General features: G+C 69.4%; 18 protein-coding genes. 16 read left to right on the top strand and 2 right to left on the bottom strand.

What is annotated here, in order from left to right; genetic code table 11:
* From P409_RS07685 to P409_RS07630, 12 genes are all read left to right on the top strand, one after another.
* On the top strand, nucleotides 1–274 hold a 274-nt coding region (locus P409_RS07685; RefSeq protein ID WP_161790357.1), incomplete at its 5' end, for a penicillin acylase family protein.
* A gap of 48 nt (nucleotides 275–322) precedes the next feature.
* Nucleotides 323–568, top strand: coding sequence for a PSK operon transcription factor (locus tag P409_RS07680; protein WP_034833863.1), 246 nt, complete (start codon nucleotides 323–325; stop codon nucleotides 566–568).
* Nucleotides 568–972, top strand: coding sequence for a type II toxin-antitoxin system VapC family toxin (locus P409_RS07675; protein WP_034833860.1), 405 nt, complete (start codon nucleotides 568–570; stop codon nucleotides 970–972). Before P409_RS07680 ends, P409_RS07675 begins: the two co-directional genes overlap by 1 nt.
* 238 nt (nucleotides 973–1210) lie before the next feature.
* On the top strand, nucleotides 1211–2698 hold the full coding sequence (locus tag P409_RS07670) for a 6-hydroxynicotinate reductase (protein WP_034833857.1): 1488 nt from the start codon (nucleotides 1211–1213) through the stop codon (nucleotides 2696–2698).
* A gap of 9 nt (nucleotides 2699–2707) precedes the next feature.
* Nucleotides 2708–3679, top strand: coding sequence for a UPF0280 family protein (locus tag P409_RS07665; RefSeq protein WP_081991350.1), 972 nt, complete (start codon nucleotides 2708–2710; stop codon nucleotides 3677–3679).
* The gene (locus P409_RS07660; protein WP_034833855.1) at nucleotides 3672–4256 is read left to right on the top strand and encodes an amino acid synthesis family protein; all 585 of its coding nucleotides are present in this window, start codon (nucleotides 3672–3674) and stop codon (nucleotides 4254–4256) included. Before P409_RS07665 ends, P409_RS07660 begins: the two co-directional genes overlap by 8 nt.
* Nucleotides 4253–4837, top strand: coding sequence for an amino acid synthesis family protein (locus P409_RS07655; protein WP_034833852.1), 585 nt, complete (start codon nucleotides 4253–4255; stop codon nucleotides 4835–4837). Before P409_RS07660 ends, P409_RS07655 begins: the two co-directional genes overlap by 4 nt.
* A gap of 198 nt (nucleotides 4838–5035) precedes the next feature.
* Nucleotides 5036–6235, top strand: a complete 1200-nt coding sequence (locus P409_RS07650) for an ABC transporter substrate-binding protein (protein WP_034833850.1) — start codon at nucleotides 5036–5038, stop codon at nucleotides 6233–6235.
* Between the two features lie 189 nt (nucleotides 6236–6424).
* Nucleotides 6425–8311 carry an ABC transporter permease gene (locus P409_RS07645; protein ID WP_034833874.1) on the top strand — a complete coding sequence of 629 codons (1887 nt, stop codon included), beginning with the start codon at nucleotides 6425–6427 and terminating at the stop codon, nucleotides 8309–8311.
* On the top strand, nucleotides 8308–9087 hold the full coding sequence (locus P409_RS07640; protein WP_034833847.1) for an ABC transporter ATP-binding protein: 780 nt from the start codon (nucleotides 8308–8310) through the stop codon (nucleotides 9085–9087). The genes P409_RS07645 and P409_RS07640 overlap by 4 nt, the downstream gene beginning before the upstream one ends.
* Complete coding sequence (locus P409_RS07635) at nucleotides 9084–9788, top strand: ABC transporter ATP-binding protein (protein ID WP_034833844.1); 705 nt, start codon at nucleotides 9084–9086, stop codon at nucleotides 9786–9788. The genes P409_RS07640 and P409_RS07635 overlap by 4 nt, the downstream gene beginning before the upstream one ends.
* A gap of 12 nt (nucleotides 9789–9800) precedes the next feature.
* A complete protein-coding gene (locus P409_RS07630) occupies nucleotides 9801–10238 on the top strand; it encodes a MarR family winged helix-turn-helix transcriptional regulator (RefSeq protein ID WP_034833842.1) in 438 nt (145 codons plus the stop codon).
* A 3-nt stretch (nucleotides 10239–10241) separates the two neighbouring features.
* Here P409_RS07630 and P409_RS41175 read toward each other — a convergent pair whose 3' ends face one another.
* Nucleotides 10242–12356 carry a calcium-binding protein gene (locus tag P409_RS41175; RefSeq protein ID WP_034833839.1) on the bottom strand — a complete coding sequence of 705 codons (2115 nt, stop codon included), beginning with the start codon at nucleotides 12354–12356 and terminating at the stop codon, nucleotides 10242–10244.
* A 277-nt stretch (nucleotides 12357–12633) separates the two neighbouring features.
* On the opposite strand from P409_RS41175, the gene P409_RS07620 reads away from it, so the two are divergent.
* Nucleotides 12634–13839, top strand: coding sequence for a calcium-binding protein (locus tag P409_RS07620; RefSeq protein ID WP_052120161.1), 1206 nt, complete (start codon nucleotides 12634–12636; stop codon nucleotides 13837–13839).
* A 3-nt stretch (nucleotides 13840–13842) separates the two neighbouring features.
* On the opposite strand, the gene P409_RS07615 is transcribed toward P409_RS07620, so the two are convergent.
* Entirely contained in the window at nucleotides 13843–15042 is a 1200-nt protein-coding gene (locus P409_RS07615) for an amidohydrolase family protein (protein ID WP_034833837.1), read from the bottom strand.
* 223 nt (nucleotides 15043–15265) lie between these two features.
* Here P409_RS07615 and P409_RS07610 point away from each other — a divergent pair, with 223 nt between their 5' ends.
* The 3 genes from P409_RS07610 to P409_RS07600 all read left to right on the top strand — a co-directional run bounded on the left by P409_RS07610 (nucleotide 15266) and on the right by P409_RS07600 (nucleotide 17859).
* Nucleotides 15266–16039 (top strand): ferredoxin--NADP reductase, encoded by a 774-nt coding sequence (locus tag P409_RS07610; RefSeq protein ID WP_034833835.1) that lies wholly within the window; start codon nucleotides 15266–15268, stop codon nucleotides 16037–16039.
* 300 nt (nucleotides 16040–16339) lie between these two features.
* Complete coding sequence (gene hppD, locus P409_RS07605) at nucleotides 16340–17464, top strand: 4-hydroxyphenylpyruvate dioxygenase (protein WP_034833832.1); 1125 nt, start codon at nucleotides 16340–16342, stop codon at nucleotides 17462–17464.
* Entirely contained in the window at nucleotides 17461–17859 is a 399-nt protein-coding gene (locus P409_RS07600; protein ID WP_052120160.1) for a Rieske (2Fe-2S) protein, read from the top strand. The genes hppD and P409_RS07600 overlap by 4 nt, the downstream gene beginning before the upstream one ends.
* The last annotated feature ends 69 nt before the right edge of the window (nucleotides 17860–17928 follow it).

Below are 17928 nucleotides of genomic sequence, written 5' to 3'. Positions count from 1 at the left end.
GAAGGGCGGCAGCAGTTCCACCGTCATGCACGCCGCCTACCGGCCGGACGATTTCCGGGTGACCCATGGCGCCTCGGTCCGCATCGTCATGGATGTCGGCGACTGGGACCGCAGCACCTGCATCAACACGCCCGGCCAGTCCGGCGACCCGCGTTCGCCGCACTACCGCGACCTCGCCCCGCTCTGGGCCCGCGGCGAGCAGGTGCCGCTGCTGTACAGCCGCGCGGCGGTGGAAGGCGCGGCGGAGCAGCGGATCCGGCTGTTGCCGATGTAGGCAAGGCCGACTACATATGCGCATGTAGTCGTCTGCGTGAGATGCTCCATGGCGATCAACATCAACAATCCGGAAGCCGACGAGCTGACCCGGAAGTTCGCCAAGCTGGAAGGCGTCGGCATCACGGAGGCCATCGTCATCGCGATGAAGGAAGCGATCGAACGCCGCCGCAAGGCCGAGACGCCGTTGCAGACGGCCGAACGCCTTCGCCGGAAGCACGGGGTGAGCCTCAACGACACGGCGCGCCGCCCCCTGCCGAAAAGCGCCTTTGATGACCTGTGGGACGAGCGCTGATGTTCGTGGATGCGTCCGCGATCATCGCGGTCCTGTCGCACGAGCCCGAAGCCGCCCGCATTTCGGATGCGCTGATGGTGGCGGAGACACCCTTCACATCTCCGGTGACCGTGCTGGAAACCGCCATCGCGCTCGCCCGGCCGGACAAGTTCGATCTGCCGATCGAGGCCGTCGAGCCCATCGTGCTTGAATTCCTCGACGAGCGCGGCATCGAGATCCGCGACCTGCCGCCCGCGGCGCAAGCCACGACGCTGGCCCTGTCGGCAGCGCATCGGTACAGGGCGGGGCGTCGCGGCCTGAATCTGGGCGACTGCCTGCACTACGCCTGTGCCAAATATCACCAGGCCCCGATCCTCGCCACGCATGACGAGTTCCGCGGCACCGATCTGGACACCGTGCCGTAGCCGGTAGCCGGTGCTGACTGCTACGGGCGCGCCGTCGATCCCGCCTTGACAGGGGTCCTGGCGCGGATGAAGATCATTTGTATACGAATGAAATACCGGCCGGGAAACGGCCGCATTCGAAACAGGATCAGGCCAGGGAGATCCCGGATGCAGCTCCGGACAGGCGCGCTTCACGGCATTGGCGCCGCGCCGTCGCCGGCAGGGGACATCCCGTCGGCCGGCCGGAACCGAGACTGACATGTCCCAGCCCCCAGAGAAGACCGAGGACGGCCGCATCCGCTGCGATGCCTGCCCGGTGATGTGCTACATCAAGCCCGGCGCCGCCGGGGCCTGCGACCGCTACGCCAACCATGATGGCACGCTGGTCCGGGTCGACCCGCATGTGGTGCTGGACCGCACCCTGCAGCAGGGCGGCAGCGTGGTGCCGTTCAACCGCGGCGGGGGCGACTGGGACGGCAAGCTGGTGCGCGGGCCGGAGACCTTCGTCACCGCGATCGGCGCCGGCACCACCTATCCCGACTACAAGCCGGCGCCCTTCATCGTCTCGGCCGAGGTCGACGGGGTCGACATGGTCACGGTGGTGACCGAGGGCATCTTCAGCTATTGCGGCGTCAAGGTGAAGATCGACACCGACCGCCATCTGGGGCCGGAGCGCAGCCTGGTCCGCGCCCAAGGCGAGCCGGTCGGCCATGTCACCACCGGCGAATACGGGTCGCAGATGCTGTCGCTGGGCGGCGTGCACCACCTGACCGGCGGCAGCAAGAAGGAGGGCCGCGTCACCTGCGACACGCTGCTGGAGCTGAGCAACGGCCGCGCGGTCGAGCTGACCATCGATGACGGCGCCACGGTGATCGTGCAGGCCGGCAAACCGCCGATCGTCAACGGCGCGGCGGAAGAGCGGATGCGGGTCGGCTGCGGCTCCGCCACCGTCGGCATGTTCGCCAAGCAGTGGCACGGCAAGGTCGACGAGGTGGTGGTGGTCGACGACCACATCACCGGCGTGCTGTCGGAGCACCAGGCCGGCAAGCTGCTGGGCATCCCCGATACCGGCATCCACATGAAGGGCCGCCGGTCCACCCCCGGCCGCTACTTCCAGGTGGCCCAGCCGGGCACCGGCTGGGGCGGCACCGACATCACCGACCCGCTGTCGATCCTGGGGCCGTTCAACCCCAAGGCGGCGCGGCCCGGCCTGACCATGCTGATGGTCAGCACCACCGGCGAGCATTTCGCCTACTACGTGCTGGATGACGAGCTGAAGCCGGTGCAGCAGGAGCTGCCGGCGGCGCTGCAGCAGTCGATCGCGCGGATCGAGGAGAATTGCGAGCCGGCGCTGTGCACCGTGCTGTTCATGGGCGGCGCCGGCGGCTCGCTGCGCTCCGGCGTCACCGAGAACCCGGTGCGGCTGACCCGGTCGGTGAAGCAGGCGCTGACCTATGTCACCTGCGGCGGCGCCCCGGTCTATGTCTGGCCGGGCGGCGGCATCACCTTCATGGTCGACGTGACAAGGGTGCCGGAGAACGCCTTCGGCTATGTCCCCACCCCGGCCCTGGTGGCGCCGATCGAGTTCACCCTGCGCCTGTCCGACTACGAGGCGCTGGAGGGGCATATGGATCATGTCCGCCCCCTCTCCTCGCTCGGCGTCGACGCGGCGCGGCGGCAGGTGCCGGGCCATCGCGACAACCCCTGGCCCTTCGCGCCGGAAGGCGCGAAGCGGTCGCACGGCTGAGGCCGGCCGATGGCCCGGATCCCGCAGATCGCGCTGCTGCCCGACGGGCGGCGACTGCATCTGCAGGACGGGCCGATCGACCTGATCCTCGAGGCCAGCGGGACGATGGAGGCGGTGCAGGCGGCCTATCAGGCGGCGGCGCGCCGCTTCACCGGCCTGCTGGACGAGCTGTGCGACGAGCTGGCCCTGCTGCGCGCCCCGGCCCGGCCGGATCGCTGCCCGCTGCAGGGCCCGGTCGCCCGCCGCATGCATGACGCGGTGGCGCCCTACGCCGCCGACAGCTTCATCACCCCGATGGCGGCGGTGGCGGGCGCGGTGGCCGAGGCGGTGCTGGCGGCGATGACCGCGGCGGCGCCCTTGGCCCGCGCCTATGTCAACAACGGCGGCGACATCGCCCTGCACTTGGCGCCAGGACAGAGCTTCACCGTCGGCCTGGTGGACAGACCTGACCAGCCCGGCCTGTTCGGCACCACCGTGCTGGCGGCCGGGGACGGGATTTGCGGCATCGCCACCAGCGGCTGGCGCGGCCGCAGCTTCTCGCTCGGCATCGCCGACGCCGTCACCATCCTGGCCGCCGGCGCCGCCGATGCCGATGCCGCCGCCACGGTGGTGGCCAATGCCGTCGACCTGCCCGGCCATCCCGCCATCTCCCGCGTCCCGGCGCGCGAGCTGCAGCCCGACAGCGATTTGGGCGACCGCCTGGTGACCCGCGGCGTCGGCCCACTGGCCGCGGCCGAGATCGACGCGGCCCTCGAGACCGGCGCCGCCATGGCCGAGACCCTGATCGCCCGCGGCCTGATCCGCGCCGCCGCCCTGCATCTGGCCGGCGAGACGCGGATGGTTGGGCTAGGCCCCGACCGCTCCTCCCTCTCCGTCAATCCCGCGAACGCGGGAATCTCGATGGGATCGAGAGCGGCGGGAGATCCCCGCTTTCGCGGGGATGACGAACGAAGAGCTGAACAAGGAACCTTCCATGCCTGAGGTCGAGATCCGCAAGCGCCTGGTCACCGTCGAGGAGATCTTCCACGAGGGCGGGCCGCCGGCCGCGGCACCGCTGCACCGCGGGGCGATCATCGCCGTGATCCGCAACCCCTTCGCCGGCCGCTATGTCGAGGAGATCGCGGGCTTCATGGACGACCTCAAGCCGCTGGGCCTGGCCATGGCGCAGCAGCTGATCCGGGCGCTGGGCGGCGACCCGAAGGCCATCGAAGGCTACGGCAAGGGCGCCATTGTCGGCGCTGCCGGCGAGCTGGAGCATGGCGCGCTGTGGCATGTCCCCGGCGGCTATGCGATGCGCGAGGCGCTGGGCGGCGCCAAGGCGATCGTGCCCTCGGCCAAGAAGGTCGGCGGGCCCGGCGCGCGGCTGGACGTGCCGGTGACCCATATCGATGCCTCCTATGTCCGCAGCCACTTCGACGCGATGGAGGTGGGCGTGCCGGACGGCCCGAAGGCGGACGAGATCGCGCTGGTGCTGGTGATGACCACCGGCGCCCGCATCCACGCCCGCGTCGGCGGGCTGAAGGCCGGCGAGATCAAGGGCGAGGACGGGCTGCGATGAACGCGAAGATCCGGAAGATCGTCACCGTGGTCGAGGAGACGGTGACCGAGATGGGCCGGCCGGTCACCCCGCCGACCCGCCGCGCCGCCGCCGTGGCAGTGATCGAGAACCCCTTCGCCGGCCGCTATGCCGAGGACCTGACCGGGCTGTTCGAGATCGGCGAGGAACTTGGCGGCCTGCTGGCCGAGAAGGCGGTCGCGGCGCTGGGCATCGAGGGGCCAGCGGCGGAGAGCTACGGCAAGGCCGCGGCGGTGGGCGAGAATGGCGAGTTGGAGCACGCCGCCGCCATCCTGCACCCGAAGCTGGGCACGCCGGTGCGCCGCGTGCTGGGCAAGGGCGCGGCGCTGATCCCGTCCTCGAAGAAGCGCGGCGGCCCGGGCGTGGCACTGGACATCCCGCTAGGCCACAAGGACGCCGCCTATGTCCGCAGCCATTTCGACGGCATGGAGGTGCGCATCGCCGACGCGCCGCGAGCCGGCGAGATCATGGTCGCGGTGGCGGTGACCGACAGCGGCCGCCCCCTGCCCCGGGTCGGCGGGCTGAAGGCGAGCGAGATCAAGGGCGAGGACGGATTGCGATAGGCACTAGGCCGGGCCCGGCCTTCCTTCTCGTTGTCATTGCCGGGCTTGACCCGGCAATCCAGAGGGTGTCGAGACCTTCTGGATGCCCGGGTCAAGCCCGGGCATGACAAGCGGGTAGGAACAAGGGCCTGGAAACCGGCACGGCGAGAGGGCAAACCACAAGGCAGCCCGACCGACAGGGACACGAAGGAGACAGGGATGAAGAGGTTTCACGTCGCGGCCGTGCTGGCGCTGGCCGCCGCGCTCTGGGGGTCGGCCTCGGCCGGGGCGCAGGAGATCAAGATCGGGGAGATCAACAGCTATTCCGGCCTGCCGGCCTTCACCGAGCCCTATCGCAAGGGCTGGCAGCTGGCGATCGACGAGGTCAACGCCGCCGGCGGGGTCAACGGCCAGAAGCTGGTCGTCATCTCCAAGGACGACGGCGGCAAGCCGGCCGACGCCGTGACCGCCGCCAACGAGCTGGTGTCGTCCGAGGGCGTCACCATCCTGGCCGGCACCTTCTTCTCCAACATCGGCCTCGCCGTGTCGGATTTCGCCAAGCAGAAGAAGGTGTTCTTCATGGCGGCGGAGCCGCTGACCGACGCCGTCACCTGGGCCAACGGCAATCGCTACACCTTCCGGCTGCGCCCGTCGAACTACATGCAGGCGGCGATGCTGGCCGAGGAGGCGGCGAAGCTGCCGGCCAAGCGCTGGGCCACGGTGGCGCCGAACTACGAATACGGCCAGTCGGCCGTGGCGGTGTTCAAGCAGCTGCTGTCGGCCAAGCGGCCGGACATCGAATGGGTCAACGAGCAGTGGCCGCCGCAGGGCAAGATCGACGCCGGCGCGGTGGTGCAGGCTCTGGCCGCCTCGAAGCCGGAGGCGATCCTGAACGTCACCTTCGGCGCCGACCTAGTGAAGTTCGTGCGCGAGGGCAACACCCGCGGCCTGTTCGACGACCGGTCGGTGGTCAGCTTCCTGACCGGCGAGCCGGAATATCTCGACCCGCTGAAGGACGAGACGCCCGAGGGCTGGATCGTCACCGGCTATCCCTGGTACGCGATCAAGTCGCCGGAGCATGACGCGTTCCTGAAGGCCTACCAGGCCAAGTATGACGACTATCCGCGGCTCGGCTCGATCGTCGGCTACACCACCATGAAGTCGATTGCGGCGATCCTGGCCAAGGCCGGGTCGGCTGACCCCGACAAGATGATCGCGGCGGCCGAGGGCATCGGCGTCGACAGCCCGTTCGGGCCGATCACCTTCCGCAAGGTCGACCATCAGTCGACCCTCGGCGCCTTCGTCGGCAAGACCACGGTGGAGGACGGCAAGGGCGTGATGACCGGCTTCGAGTACCGCGACGGCGCCAACTACCTGCCCGGCGACGCCGAGGTCGCCAAGCTGCGGCCGGCGGAGTGATCCTCCGTGTCCCCCCTCCCCTCGCGGGAGGGGGCTAGGGGGAGGGGGTTCGGGCCGACGAGAACCGTTTGGATGGACCGAGCCCTAGCGCAGTTTTGATCCGGCAATGCCGGAGCCCCGCATCGGCAACCCCCTCCCCCTACCCCCTCCCGCAGGGGGAGGGGGACTAGGATAAACGGGAGAGGCTTGGTGGATTTCCTCGTCGCCCAGTTCCTGACCGGACTCGCCAGCGCCGCCTCGCTGTTCCTGGTGGCGTCGGGCCTGTCGATCATCTTCGGCGTGACGCGGATCGTGAACTTCGCGCATGGCGCCTTCTACATGCTGGGCGCGTACCTCGCCTACACCCTGACCGAGCGCTTCTCCGGCGCGCTGGGCTTCTGGGGCGGCCTCGTCCTCGCCGCCCTGATCGTGGCGGCGCTCGGGGCGCTGCTGGAGATCGTGCTGCTGCGCCGGATCTACCGGGCGCCGGAGCTGTTCCAGCTGCTGGCCACCTTCGGCGTCACCCTGATGGTGCAGGATCTCGCGGTGCTGATCTGGGGGCCGGAGGACCTGGTCGGCCGCCGCGCGCCGGGCTTTCGCGGCGCGGTCGAGATCCTGGGCCAGAGGCTGCCGCTGTACGACCTGTTCCTGATCGTCCTCGGCCCCGTGGTGCTGGGCCTGCTGTGGCTCCTGTTCCGGCGCACCCGTTGGGGGGTGCTGGTGCGCGCCGCGACCCAGGATCGCGACATGATCGCGGCCTTGGGCGTGAACCAGAAATGGCTGTTCACCAGCGTCTTCGCGCTGGGCGTGTTCCTGGCCGGCCTGGGCGGGGCGCTGCAGATCCCGCGCGACGCCGTCACTCACAGCATGGATCTGCGCATCATCGTCGAGGTCTTCGTCGTGGTCGTGATCGGCGGCCTGGGCAGCGTGCCCGGCGCCTTCATCGCCGCGGTGCTGGTGTCGGAGCTGAACGCCTTCGGCATCCTGGTCTTCCCCACCATCTCGCTGGTGCTGGTGTTCCTGGTGATGGCCTGCGTGCTGGTGGTGCGGCCCTGGGGCCTGCTGGGCAAGCCCGAGGGGCCGGCGCGGCCGACCGTCGGCATTTCCATCCGGCCCTGGCGGCCCTTCGGCCCGGGCGAGCGCATCGCCCTGATGGCCGCGCTCGTGGCCGCGGCGCTGCTGCCGACGGTGGCCGGCGGCTATGCCCTGGGCGTGGCCACCGAGATCGCGATCTTCGCCCTGTTCGCCGCCAGCCTGCAGTTCCTGATGACGACCGGCGGCCTCGCCTCCTTCGGCCATGCCGCCTATTTCGGCCTCGGCACCTATGGCGCGGCCTTCGCGGTCAAAGCCATGGGACTGCCGATGGAGGCGGCGCTGCTGGCCGGGCCGCTGTTCGGGCTGCTCGGCGCGGCGCTGTTCGGCGCCTTCTGCGTGCGCCTGTCCGGCGTCTATTTCGCCATGCTGACCTTGGCCTTCGCCCAGATCACCTGGTCGGTGGCGACGCAATGGGTCGAGCTGACCGGCGGCGACAACGGCATGCTGGGGATCTGGCCGTCCGCCTGGGCGGCGAACCCGGCCGGCTTCTACTGGTTGGCCCTGGCCGTGGCGGCCGCCGGCATCGCGCTGCTGCGCATCCTGACCTTCTCGCCCTTCGGCTTCGCCCTGCGCGGCGTGCGGGATTCGACCCAGCGGGCAGAGGCGATCGGCATCGGCCGCGCCGGGGTGCAGTGGGTCGCCTTCCTGGCCGCCGGCACCATGGCCGGGCTGGCCGGGGCGCTGTTCGCCTTCCTCAAGGGCAGCGTCTTCCCGGACAATCTCGGCATCCCGCTGTCGATCGACGGCCTCGTCATGGTGCTGCTGGGCGGCATCGAGACCGTCTCCGGCGCGGTCTTCGGCGCCATCGTCTACAAGGCGCTGGCGATCTGGCTGGCCAGCCAGACCGACCTGTCGAAGCTGGTGCTGGGCGGCATCATCGTGCTGCTGGTCGTGGCCTTCCCCAAGGGGCTGGTCGGCTTCGTCGAGGAGTGGCGGGCCAGGCGGCGGAAGCCGCCCGCCTCGATCTCCGCCGCCGCCTCGCGCATGGAGGCCGCGGAATGAACGCGCCCTTGCTGCAGGTCGAAGGCCTGGCCAAATCCTATGCCGGGGTGCCGGCGGTGCGCGGCGTCGACTTCACGCTCGAGGCCGGCGGGATCCTTGCCTTGATCGGCCCGAACGGCGCCGGCAAGAGCACCTGCTTCAACATGCTGAATGGCCAGATCCGGCCCAATGCCGGCCGGGTCAGGCTGGAGGGCAGCGACATCACCGGCCTGGCGCCGCGCCGGGTGTGGCGCCTGGGCGTCGGCCGTACCTTCCAGATCGCCGCCACCTTCGCCTCGATGACCGTGCGCGAGAACGTGCAGGTGGCGCTGCTGTCGCATCACCGCCGGTTCGGCCTTGCCTTCGCCGGCCGCGCCTATCGCGGCGAGGCCGATGCGCTGCTGGACCTGGTGGGACTCGGCGACGCGGCGGAGCGGGCCTGCGGCGAACTGGCCTATGGCGACGTCAAGCGGCTGGAGCTGTCGGTCGCCCTGGCCAACACGCCCAAATTGCTTCTGATGGACGAGCCCACCGCCGGCATGGCGCCGAAGGAACGGGTGGCGCTGATGCGCCTGACCGCGCGGGTCGCCCGGCAGCGCCGGATCGGCGTGCTGTTCACCGAGCACGACATGGATGTGGTGTTCGAGCATGCCGACCGGATCATGGTGCTGAACCGCGGCGCGCTGATCGCCGAGGGCACGCCCGAGGCGGTGCGCCGCGACCCGCAGGTGCGCGCGGTCTATCTCGGCGACGGGCTGCTGTACGACGCCAGGCATCGCGAAGGGGTGACTGCATGACTCTCTCGGTCTCCGGCCTCAACGCCCATTACGGCCCGGCGCACATCCTGTTCGATGTCGGTTTCGAGGTCGGCGAGGGCGAGGTGGTCGCCTTCCTCGGCCGCAACGGCGCCGGCAAGTCCACCACCTTCCGGTCCCTGGTCGGGCTGGTGCCGCGGCGGGAGGGCCGGATCCTGTTCCGCGGCGCCGACATCGCCGCCAGGCCGACGCATGAGATCGCCCGCGCCGGCCTCGGCTATGTGCCCGAGGACCGGCGGATCTTCACCGACCTGACGGTGGAGGAGAACCTGGCCGTCGGCCTGCAGCCGCCGCGGCCGGGCGCGCCGACCTGGACGCCGGAGCGGCTCTACGCCCTGTTCCCCAACCTGGCCGAGATGCGCCGGCGCCCCGGCGGGCGGATGAGCGGCGGCGAGCAGCAGATGCTGACCATCGCCCGCACCTTGATGGGCAACCCGTCTCTGGTGCTGCTGGACGAGCCGTCGGAAGGCCTGGCGCCGAAGATCGTCGAGCAGATGGCCGACGCCATCCTGGCGATGAAGCGCGAGGGGCTGAGCGTGCTGCTGTCCGAGCAGAACCTGCATTTCGCCCGGCTGATCAGCGATCGCGCCTACATCATCGAGAGCGGCCGCATTCGCTTCGGCGGCACCATGGCCGAGCTGGAGGCGCAGCCGGAGATCCGCGACGCCTATCTGGCGGTGTGATATGAGGCGGCCATGACCATCGCGGCGCGCGGGCACAACGCCTATATCCTCGACGAGCAGATCGGCTTCATCCTGCGCCAGGTCAGCCAGCGGCACGCGGCGATCTTCTCCGCCGGGATCGGCGAGCAGGACCTGACGGCGACGCAATGGGCGGTGCTGGCCAAGCTCTTGGAGCGCGGCCCCTGCTCGCAGAACCGGCTCGGCCGCCGCACCGCGATGGACGCGGCGACGATCAAGGGCGTGGTCGACCGGCTGGGCAGGCGCGGCCTGATCGAGACCCGCCCGGACCCGGAGGATGGCCGCCGGCTGGAGGTGGCGCTGAGCCCCGCCGGCCAGGCCCTGGCCGAGCGCATCGTGCCGCTGGCCCACCGCATCACCGAGGAGACGCTGGCGCCGCTGACCGAGGCCGAGCGGGCGGCGCTGGTCGAGCTGCTGCGCAAGCTGAGCTAGCCGCTACAGCACGAAATCCGCGGCGACCAGCGCGATGGCGCCGGTCAGCGTGATGTGGAAGTCGCTGAGCTTGTCGCCGTTGAGATCGCCCGCGATGGTGGTGACCCCGCCGGAAACGGCGGTGCGAAGCTGGCCGGCGACGCCGGTGTAGAGGGCCGTCCCGATGAAGCGGAACGCCTGGTTGCCGGCGGCCGCGGTGCTGGCGTCGATCGCCGACAGGTCGATGCGGTCGCCCTGGGCATGGCTGAAATCGGTGATCCGGTCGGCACTGGCGCCGACCACGCTCTGCGCCGCGCTGCCATAGACGAAACGGTCGGCGCCGGCGCCGCCGCTGAGCGTATCCTGGCCGCCGGCCCCGGCCAGCACGTCGTTGCCGCCCCAGCCCTGTAGCGTGTTGGCGCCGGTGTCGCCGACGAGGCTGTCATGGCCCTGGCTGCCGGAAACGATCTCGATGCCGATCAAGGAGTCGTCCTGGGCCTCGCCGCCGATTCCGGTTCCGACCGCCAGATTGACCGAAACCCCGACAGTTCCGGTGAAATAGCTGACGGTGTCGATGCCGGTGCCACCGCTGAGCAGGTCAGCCCCGCCACCACCCCGGAGCACGTCGTTCCCGGAATCGCCGAACAGGGTATCGTCGCCGGCCCCGCCCCGAAGCATGTCGTTGCCGGCGAGGCCGTGCAGCAGGTTGGCGCCGGCGTCGCCGGTCACCGCGTCGGCGAAATTCGAGCCCGTGACGTATTCGATGTTGCGCAGCGTATCGCCGTCCGAGGCCTTTCCGGCCGCGAGATCGACCGTCACCCCGACAACGGCGTCGCCATAGCTGGCGGTGTCGATGCCGGTGACGCCGATGCCGTCGCCGTCCAGCGCATCGGCTCCGGCCCCTCCTGCCAGCGTGTCGTTGCCGGCGCTCCCCTTCAGGACATCGCTTCCGCCAAGGCCGGAGAGAATATCGTCTCCTCCGCCGCCACCGAGGAAATTGGCCGCGGCCGAACCGGTCAGGCTGTCGCTGGCATCGGAACCCGAGACCCCCTCGATATCGGCGCCGATCACGTCGCCGTCCGCGTCTCCGCCCGAAGCCGTCCGGGCCCCCAGGTTCACGGTGACGCCGATCGCACTGGTGCCATAGTCCACACGGTCGTCGCCGGCACCGCCGATCAACGTGTCTGGCCCGCGGCGACCCAGCAGGATGTCGCTGCCGGCCCCGCCGTCCAGCACATTGGCGCCATCGCCGCCGTCCAGGATGTCGGAGCCCGTTCCTCCGCTCAGCCGGTCGTTTCCGCCATTGCCGTAGAGGGTGTCCTCCGCCGCGGTGCCGATGATGATATCGGCGCCGGAGCCGGCCTGGTAAACCATGGCCTCGACCCCGATGACGCGGCTGCCATCGGCGTTGGTCCGGCCGTCCGCCGCGAAGCTGGCCGCGGCAGCGCTGCCCCTGCAATCGATGGTCAGGCGGTCAAACCCGGCGCCGCCGTCGACGATCACGGCCCCGGCGCCGTCGTTCAGCGTGTCGTCGCCATCGCCGCCATGAAGGGCGTCATCGCCGGCCCCTCCGCCCAGCACGTCGAGGCCGGCGCCGCCGCGCAGCGTGTCGGCCCCGCCATTGCCCATGAGCCAGTCGTCGCCGACCCCGCCGGAGATGACGTCGGCACCCTCGCCAGCGAGGTATTCCAGCGCCTCGATGCTGAACGCCTGGCTGCCGTCGCTGGCAACCGTGCCGTCCATCGCGATGCGGTAGCCGAGGGTGGTGCCGAGCCGGTAAATCGACAGCTTGTCGTTGCCGTCGCCGCCGAAGAAACCATCGGCCAGGATGTCGGCAGTGCCCGAGAGGTTGGGCACGTACAGCTGGTCGTCACCGACGCCACCGAACAGCACATCGTAGCCGGCGCCTGCGGTCAGAAGATCATTCCCGTCGCCACCGTCGAGCGTGTCGTTGCCGTCGCCGCCGCTCAGAAAGTCGAGGCCCCCGCCCCCGTAGAGCCAGTCGTTGCCGCTGCCGCCGTCCATGAGATCCAGCTCGCCGAGGCCGTAGAGCGTATCGTTTCCGCCTTCGCCTTTGATGATGTCGGAGCTCTCCGTTCCGGAAAGCGTGTCGTCGCCGTCGGTGCCGTTGATATCCACGCTCAATCTCCCTCCCACCGATGGCGGAAGCATCGGCCGCCAGCCCTCAAGCTACCCTCGGGGCGGTCCACCAACATCATCCGAACGGATGACACGCTCCGCCCCGGGGACCTCGGAGCTTGGCCGGTCGCGCCACCATCCCGCGGTGCACCTGAGGAAGTTTCACACGACAGCCATAGACTCCTTCATTTCGAAATTTTTAGACTGTTTATCGAAATAAGATTTCACGCACCGGACGCAGAATGACCAGCATAGCCCAACGCATCGGGAGGTGGAGATGACGATCCTGATCGGCACCGAGGACAACGACCGGTTGTTCGGCGGCGACGGCGACGACAGCCTCTACGGCCTCGGCGGCAGCGACCTGCTGCGGGGGCTGGACGGCGACGACTGGCTCGAAGGGGGCGACGGCGACGACAACCTCTATGGCGCCGCTGGCGCGGACACGCTGACCGGCGGCACCGGCATTGACATCCTCAACTACGGCGACAGCGCCGCCGGCGTCTCGGTCAACCTGACCACGGGCGCCACCCATGGCGGGGCCGCCGAGGGCGACGTGCTGCGCGACAGCTTCGAGATCGTCCGCGGCAGCCTGTTCGGCGACGCCCTGACCGGCGACGCCGGAGACAACGCGCTGCGCGGCCTGGCCGGGACCGACATCCTGTTCGGCCTGGCTGGTCGTGACGTCCTCCACGGGGGCGACGGAGACGACGTGCTCGATGGCGGCGCCGGGGCCGACCGCCTCATCGGCGGCGCCGGCATCGACACGGCCAGCTATGCCGACAGCCCGGTCGGCCCGACGATCAACCTGACCACCGGCGTCAGTACCGGCGGCGACGCCGAAGGCGACGTGCTGAGCGGGATCGAGATCATCGAGGGCAGCCGGGAGCGCGGGATCAGCGTCACCGGCGACGACGGCGTCAACATCCTGCGCGGCCTGGGTGCGATCAACAGCTTCGACGGCCTGGGCGGCGACGACATCGCCACCGGTGCCGATTATTTCGACAGCTTCCGTGGCGGCGACGGCAACGATCTGCTGATCGGGGCAGGATACAACGACCAGCTGATGGGCGATGCCGGCGACGACACGATCATCGGCGGCACCGGCAACGACAACCTCTATGGCGACGATCTCTACGACGCGACCGGGGCCGACCGCTTCGTCTACACCTCGCTGGCCGACACCGACGTCACCACCTATCCCGATTTCCGGGAGCGGATCCTCGATTTCTCCCGCACCGAGGGCGATGTCGTCGATCTCGGCGCCATCGACGCCGACGGCGACGCCGCCAACGGCGACACCGCCTTCACCATCGTCGCCGGTACCACCTACACCGGCGCCGGCGCCGAGCTGCTGATCACGCCGGTCGGGACCGGACGCAGCTTCCTGGTCCGGGGAGATTCCGACGGCGACAGGCGCACCGACTTCCTGGTACAGGTCTTTGTCGACGCCCCGCTGACCGGGGCGGATTTCGTGCTGTAGGCCTTACCCCTTCACCACCACCGGCACCCGGGTGGCCGGCGGGGTGTTGCGGCTGCGCTGGCTGCGCACCACGCCGTCGATCACGGTCATGCCGACGCCCGGCAGGTCGCCGAGCTGCACGCTCTCCAGGATCGAAGTGCCGGCGGAGTGCTGGGCGGTGTCGAGGAACACGAAATCGGCCGACCAGCCGGGCTCGATGATGCCGGCGTCGAGCTTGCGCATCCGCGCCGTGTTGCCGGTGGCGAAGCAGAAGGCGGTCTCGGCCGGCACGTCGCCGAGCGAGGACAGCATCGCGACCATGCGCAGGATGCCGAGGGGCTGGACGCCGGAGCCGGCCGGCGCGTCCGTGCCCAGGATCACGCGCTCCAGCTGCCCCATCTCCTTGGCGATGCGCAGGGTGAACAGGGCCGCCCGCTCATTGCCGTTGTGCACCAGCTCCAGCCCGCGCTGGCAGCCCTCGCAGATGCAGCGGATCTGGCCGTCCGGCAAAGCGGTGTGGCCGCCATTGATGTGGCCGACCACGTCGGCGTCGGTCTCCAGAACCACATCCTTGTCGATCAGGCCCGAGCCGGGGATGGACGGGCCGCCGGTGTGGATCGTGCTCTGGATCCCGTATTTGCGGGCCCAGCCGACCATGCGGTTGGCGGTGGTGCCGTCCTTGACCCCGCCGAGGCCGATCTCACCCAGCAGGGTGACGCCGGCCGCGGCCAGGTCCTTGAAGTCCTGCTCCTCCATCTCCTTCTCGATCACCGGCGCGCCGGCATGAATCTTCACGCCGGAGGGGCGGAAGGCGGAGAAGCTGCGCTGCGCCGTGACCGCCAGGGCCTTCAGCCCGATGACGTCGCGCGGCCGGCCGGGCAGATGCACCTCGCCGGCCGAGATCATGGTGGTGACGCCGCCATGCAGGCTGCTGTCGATCCAGCCGATCTGGTTCTGGCGTGGCGTCCAGTCGCCGATCACCGGATGGACATGGCTGTCGATCAGCCCGGGCGCCAGGGTCGTGCCATGGGCGTCGATCACCGTGGTGGCGCCTTCGGTGTCGACATCCTTCTCGCGCCCGACCGCGGTGATGCGGCCGTCGACCGCGACCACGGTGTCGGCGTCGAGGATCGGCGCCTCCAGCTTGCCGCTGAGCAGCAGCCCGATATTGCGGATCACCAGCTTGGCCGGACCGGCCGGCTTCTGCGGCTCGTCATGCGCCATGGGGACGTTCCTTTTTCCGCGGCCCCGCTGTCCGGGGCGCCTCGCCTGTCGCGAACCGTTGACAACGCCGGCGGCCCGCCATTATTGTTAGTATACAAACAAATTATGCCGCAGCAAGGCCGCCTTGCAAATTTCGCCGGAAGAATCTACACGCATCGGCTCGACACCGGCGAGGCTATTTCCCACATTCTGCGCGTTGGTCGCGAGCGAAGGGTGACGAGGCATGAGCAACTTCAATGAGGAGCGCGTTGTCAGCGTCCATCACTGGACCGACACGCTCTTCAGCTTCAAGACGACCCGCAACCCGACGTTCCGCTTCAAGAACGGCCAGTTCACGATGATCGGGATCCCGGTCGACGGCAAGCCGTTGCTGCGCGCCTACAGCGTCGTCAGCCCGAATTACGAGGACGGGCTCGAATTCTTCTCGATCAAGGTCCAGAACGGCCCGCTGACCTCGCGGCTGCAGCATCTGAAGGAAGGCGACCCCGTCATCGTCGGCCGCAAGGCGACGGGCACGCTGGTGTTGGACAACCTCAAGCCCGCCCGCAATCTGTACCTGCTGGGCACCGGCACCGGCCTGGCGCCGTTCCTGAGCCTGATCCGCGACCCCGAGACCTATGAGCGGTTCGAGAAGGTCGTGCTGCTGCATGGCTGCCGCCAGGTCGCCGAGCTGGCCTATGGCGAAATGATCACGCAGGAGCTGCCGCAGGACGAGTTCCTGGGCGAGGAGATCCGCGGCAAGCTGATCTACTACCCGACCGTGACGCGCGAGCCGTTCCGCAACCGCGGCCGCATCACCGACCTGATCACCTCGAACAAGCTGGGCGAGGATATCGGCCTGCCGCCGCTGTCGGTCGAGAACGACCGGGTGATGCTGTGCGGCAGCCCGCAGATGCTGGCCGACCTCAAGGTGATCCTGGAGGATCGCGGCTTCGTCGAGGGCAACCACGGCGAGCCGGGCGACTACGTCATCGAGAAGGCCTTCGTCGAGAAGTAGGCGCGCCTCGCCGCCGCTGAGGCACCCAGGCCGCCGGAGCGATCCGGCGGCCTTTTTGTTTTCGCCCCCCTCCCGTGTCATTGCCGGGCTAGACCCGGCAATCCAGAAGCTGTCGATGCTCTCTGGATGCCCGGGTCAAACCCGGGCATGACATGCGGGAATGATGCGCGTTTCCTGCATACAGCACCTGCCCAGCGCTCGAAGTTTGCTTCAGGGCTTGCCACCACCCTTCGTTTCGCACGGAACGGCCATGCCTCCGCTGCTATCATTCTCCCCAGAGCGCCACGCCAGGAGAGCAGCATGGGCCCCTATCCGCACGACGCCCCGCCGGCCGAGATCACCGAGTCCAACCCGATGGGGACGGACGGGTTCGAATTCGTCGAATACGCCTCCTCCGAGCCGGAAAAGCTGGGCGCGCTGTTCGAGACCATGGGCTTCGTCCCGGTGGCGCGGCACAAGTCGAAGCGGGTGACGCTGTACCGCCAGGGCGACATCAACTTCATCGTCAATGCCGAGCCGGACAGCTTCGCCAGCGACTTCGCCCGCAGGCACGGCCCCTGCGCCTGCGCCATGGCCTTCCGCGTCGCCGACGCCGATCACGCCTTCAAGCGCGCCGCGTCGCTGGGCGCCAAGCCGGTCGAGAGCCGGGTGAATGCCGGCGAGCTGCGGATCCCGGCGATCGAGGGCATCGGCGGGTCGCTGCTGTATTTGGTCGACCGCTACGGCGCCAAGGGATCGATCTACGAGGTCGATTTCGACTGGATCGGCGAGGCCGAGCCGCATCCCGAGCCCGCCGGCCTCTACTATGTCGACCATCTGACCCACAATGTGCATCGCGGCCAGATGGATGTCTGGGTCGACTTCTACAGCCGGCTCTTCAACTTTCGGCAGATCCGCTATTTCGACATCAGCGGCAAGCTGACAGGCCTGTACTCCCGCGCCCTGACCAGCCCGGACGGCAAGATCCGCATCCCGATCAACGAGAGCGCGGACGAGAAGAGCCAGATCGAGGAATACCTGCGGGAATACAAGGGCGAGGGCATCCAGCATGTGGCGCTGGGCTGCCGCGACATCTACGCCTCGGTCGCCCGGCTGGACCGGAACGGCCTGGCCTTCATGCCGGCCCCGCCCGACACCTATTACGACAGGATCGACACCCGCCTGCCGAAGCATGGCGAGCCGGTCGAGCGGCTGCGCGAGTTGGGATTGCTGATCGACGGCGAGGGCGTGGTCGAGGGCGCGCACACCAAGGTGCTGCTGCAGATCTTCTCGCAGACCGTGATCGGCCCGATCTTCTTCGAGTTCATCCAGCGCAAGGGCGATGACGGCTTCGGCGAGGGCAATTTCCGCGCCCTGTTCGAGAGCATCGAGGAGGACCAGATCCGGCGCGGTGTGCTGTCGGCCGACGGCAACCGGGCAGCGTGACCGGCAACCCATTCGCACCGCCGGAGGAGGAGCCGGCCTGGCGCCGGCACCCCCATGCCCCGGCACCGGGCACGGCGCTGGGGCGGATCGAGGAGATCGGGGATCCCGGCGTGCGGGCGCTGAGCTTCGGCGCCGGCCGCCGCGTCTTCTCCATGCTGCTGGTCCGGCATGGCGGCACTGTGCACGCCTTCCTCGACGCCTGCCCGCACGCCTTCCTGCCGCTGACCTGGCGCGGCGGCAGCGTGCTGAGCGCCGACGGGCAGCGCCTGGTCTGCAGCAACCATTTCGCCGAGTTCGACGCCGCCGATGGCCATCCGGTCTCCGGCCCCGCCGATTGCGGGCTCGACGCGCTGCCGGTGCGGCTGGAGCCCGACGGCGCCATCGTGATGGGCTGAGGCCGCCCCCGGCGGCGTCGTTGCCGGCCGTGCCCCGGCGCGCCATGATGGAATTGGATAGAATTCCAT

It is taken from the genome of Inquilinus limosus MP06 (genome assembly GCF_000767795.1).
In the GTDB taxonomy this organism is placed as follows: domain Bacteria; phylum Pseudomonadota; class Alphaproteobacteria; order DSM-16000; family Inquilinaceae; genus Inquilinus; species Inquilinus limosus_E.
This window is presented reverse-complemented; position numbering and strand designations above follow the sequence as displayed.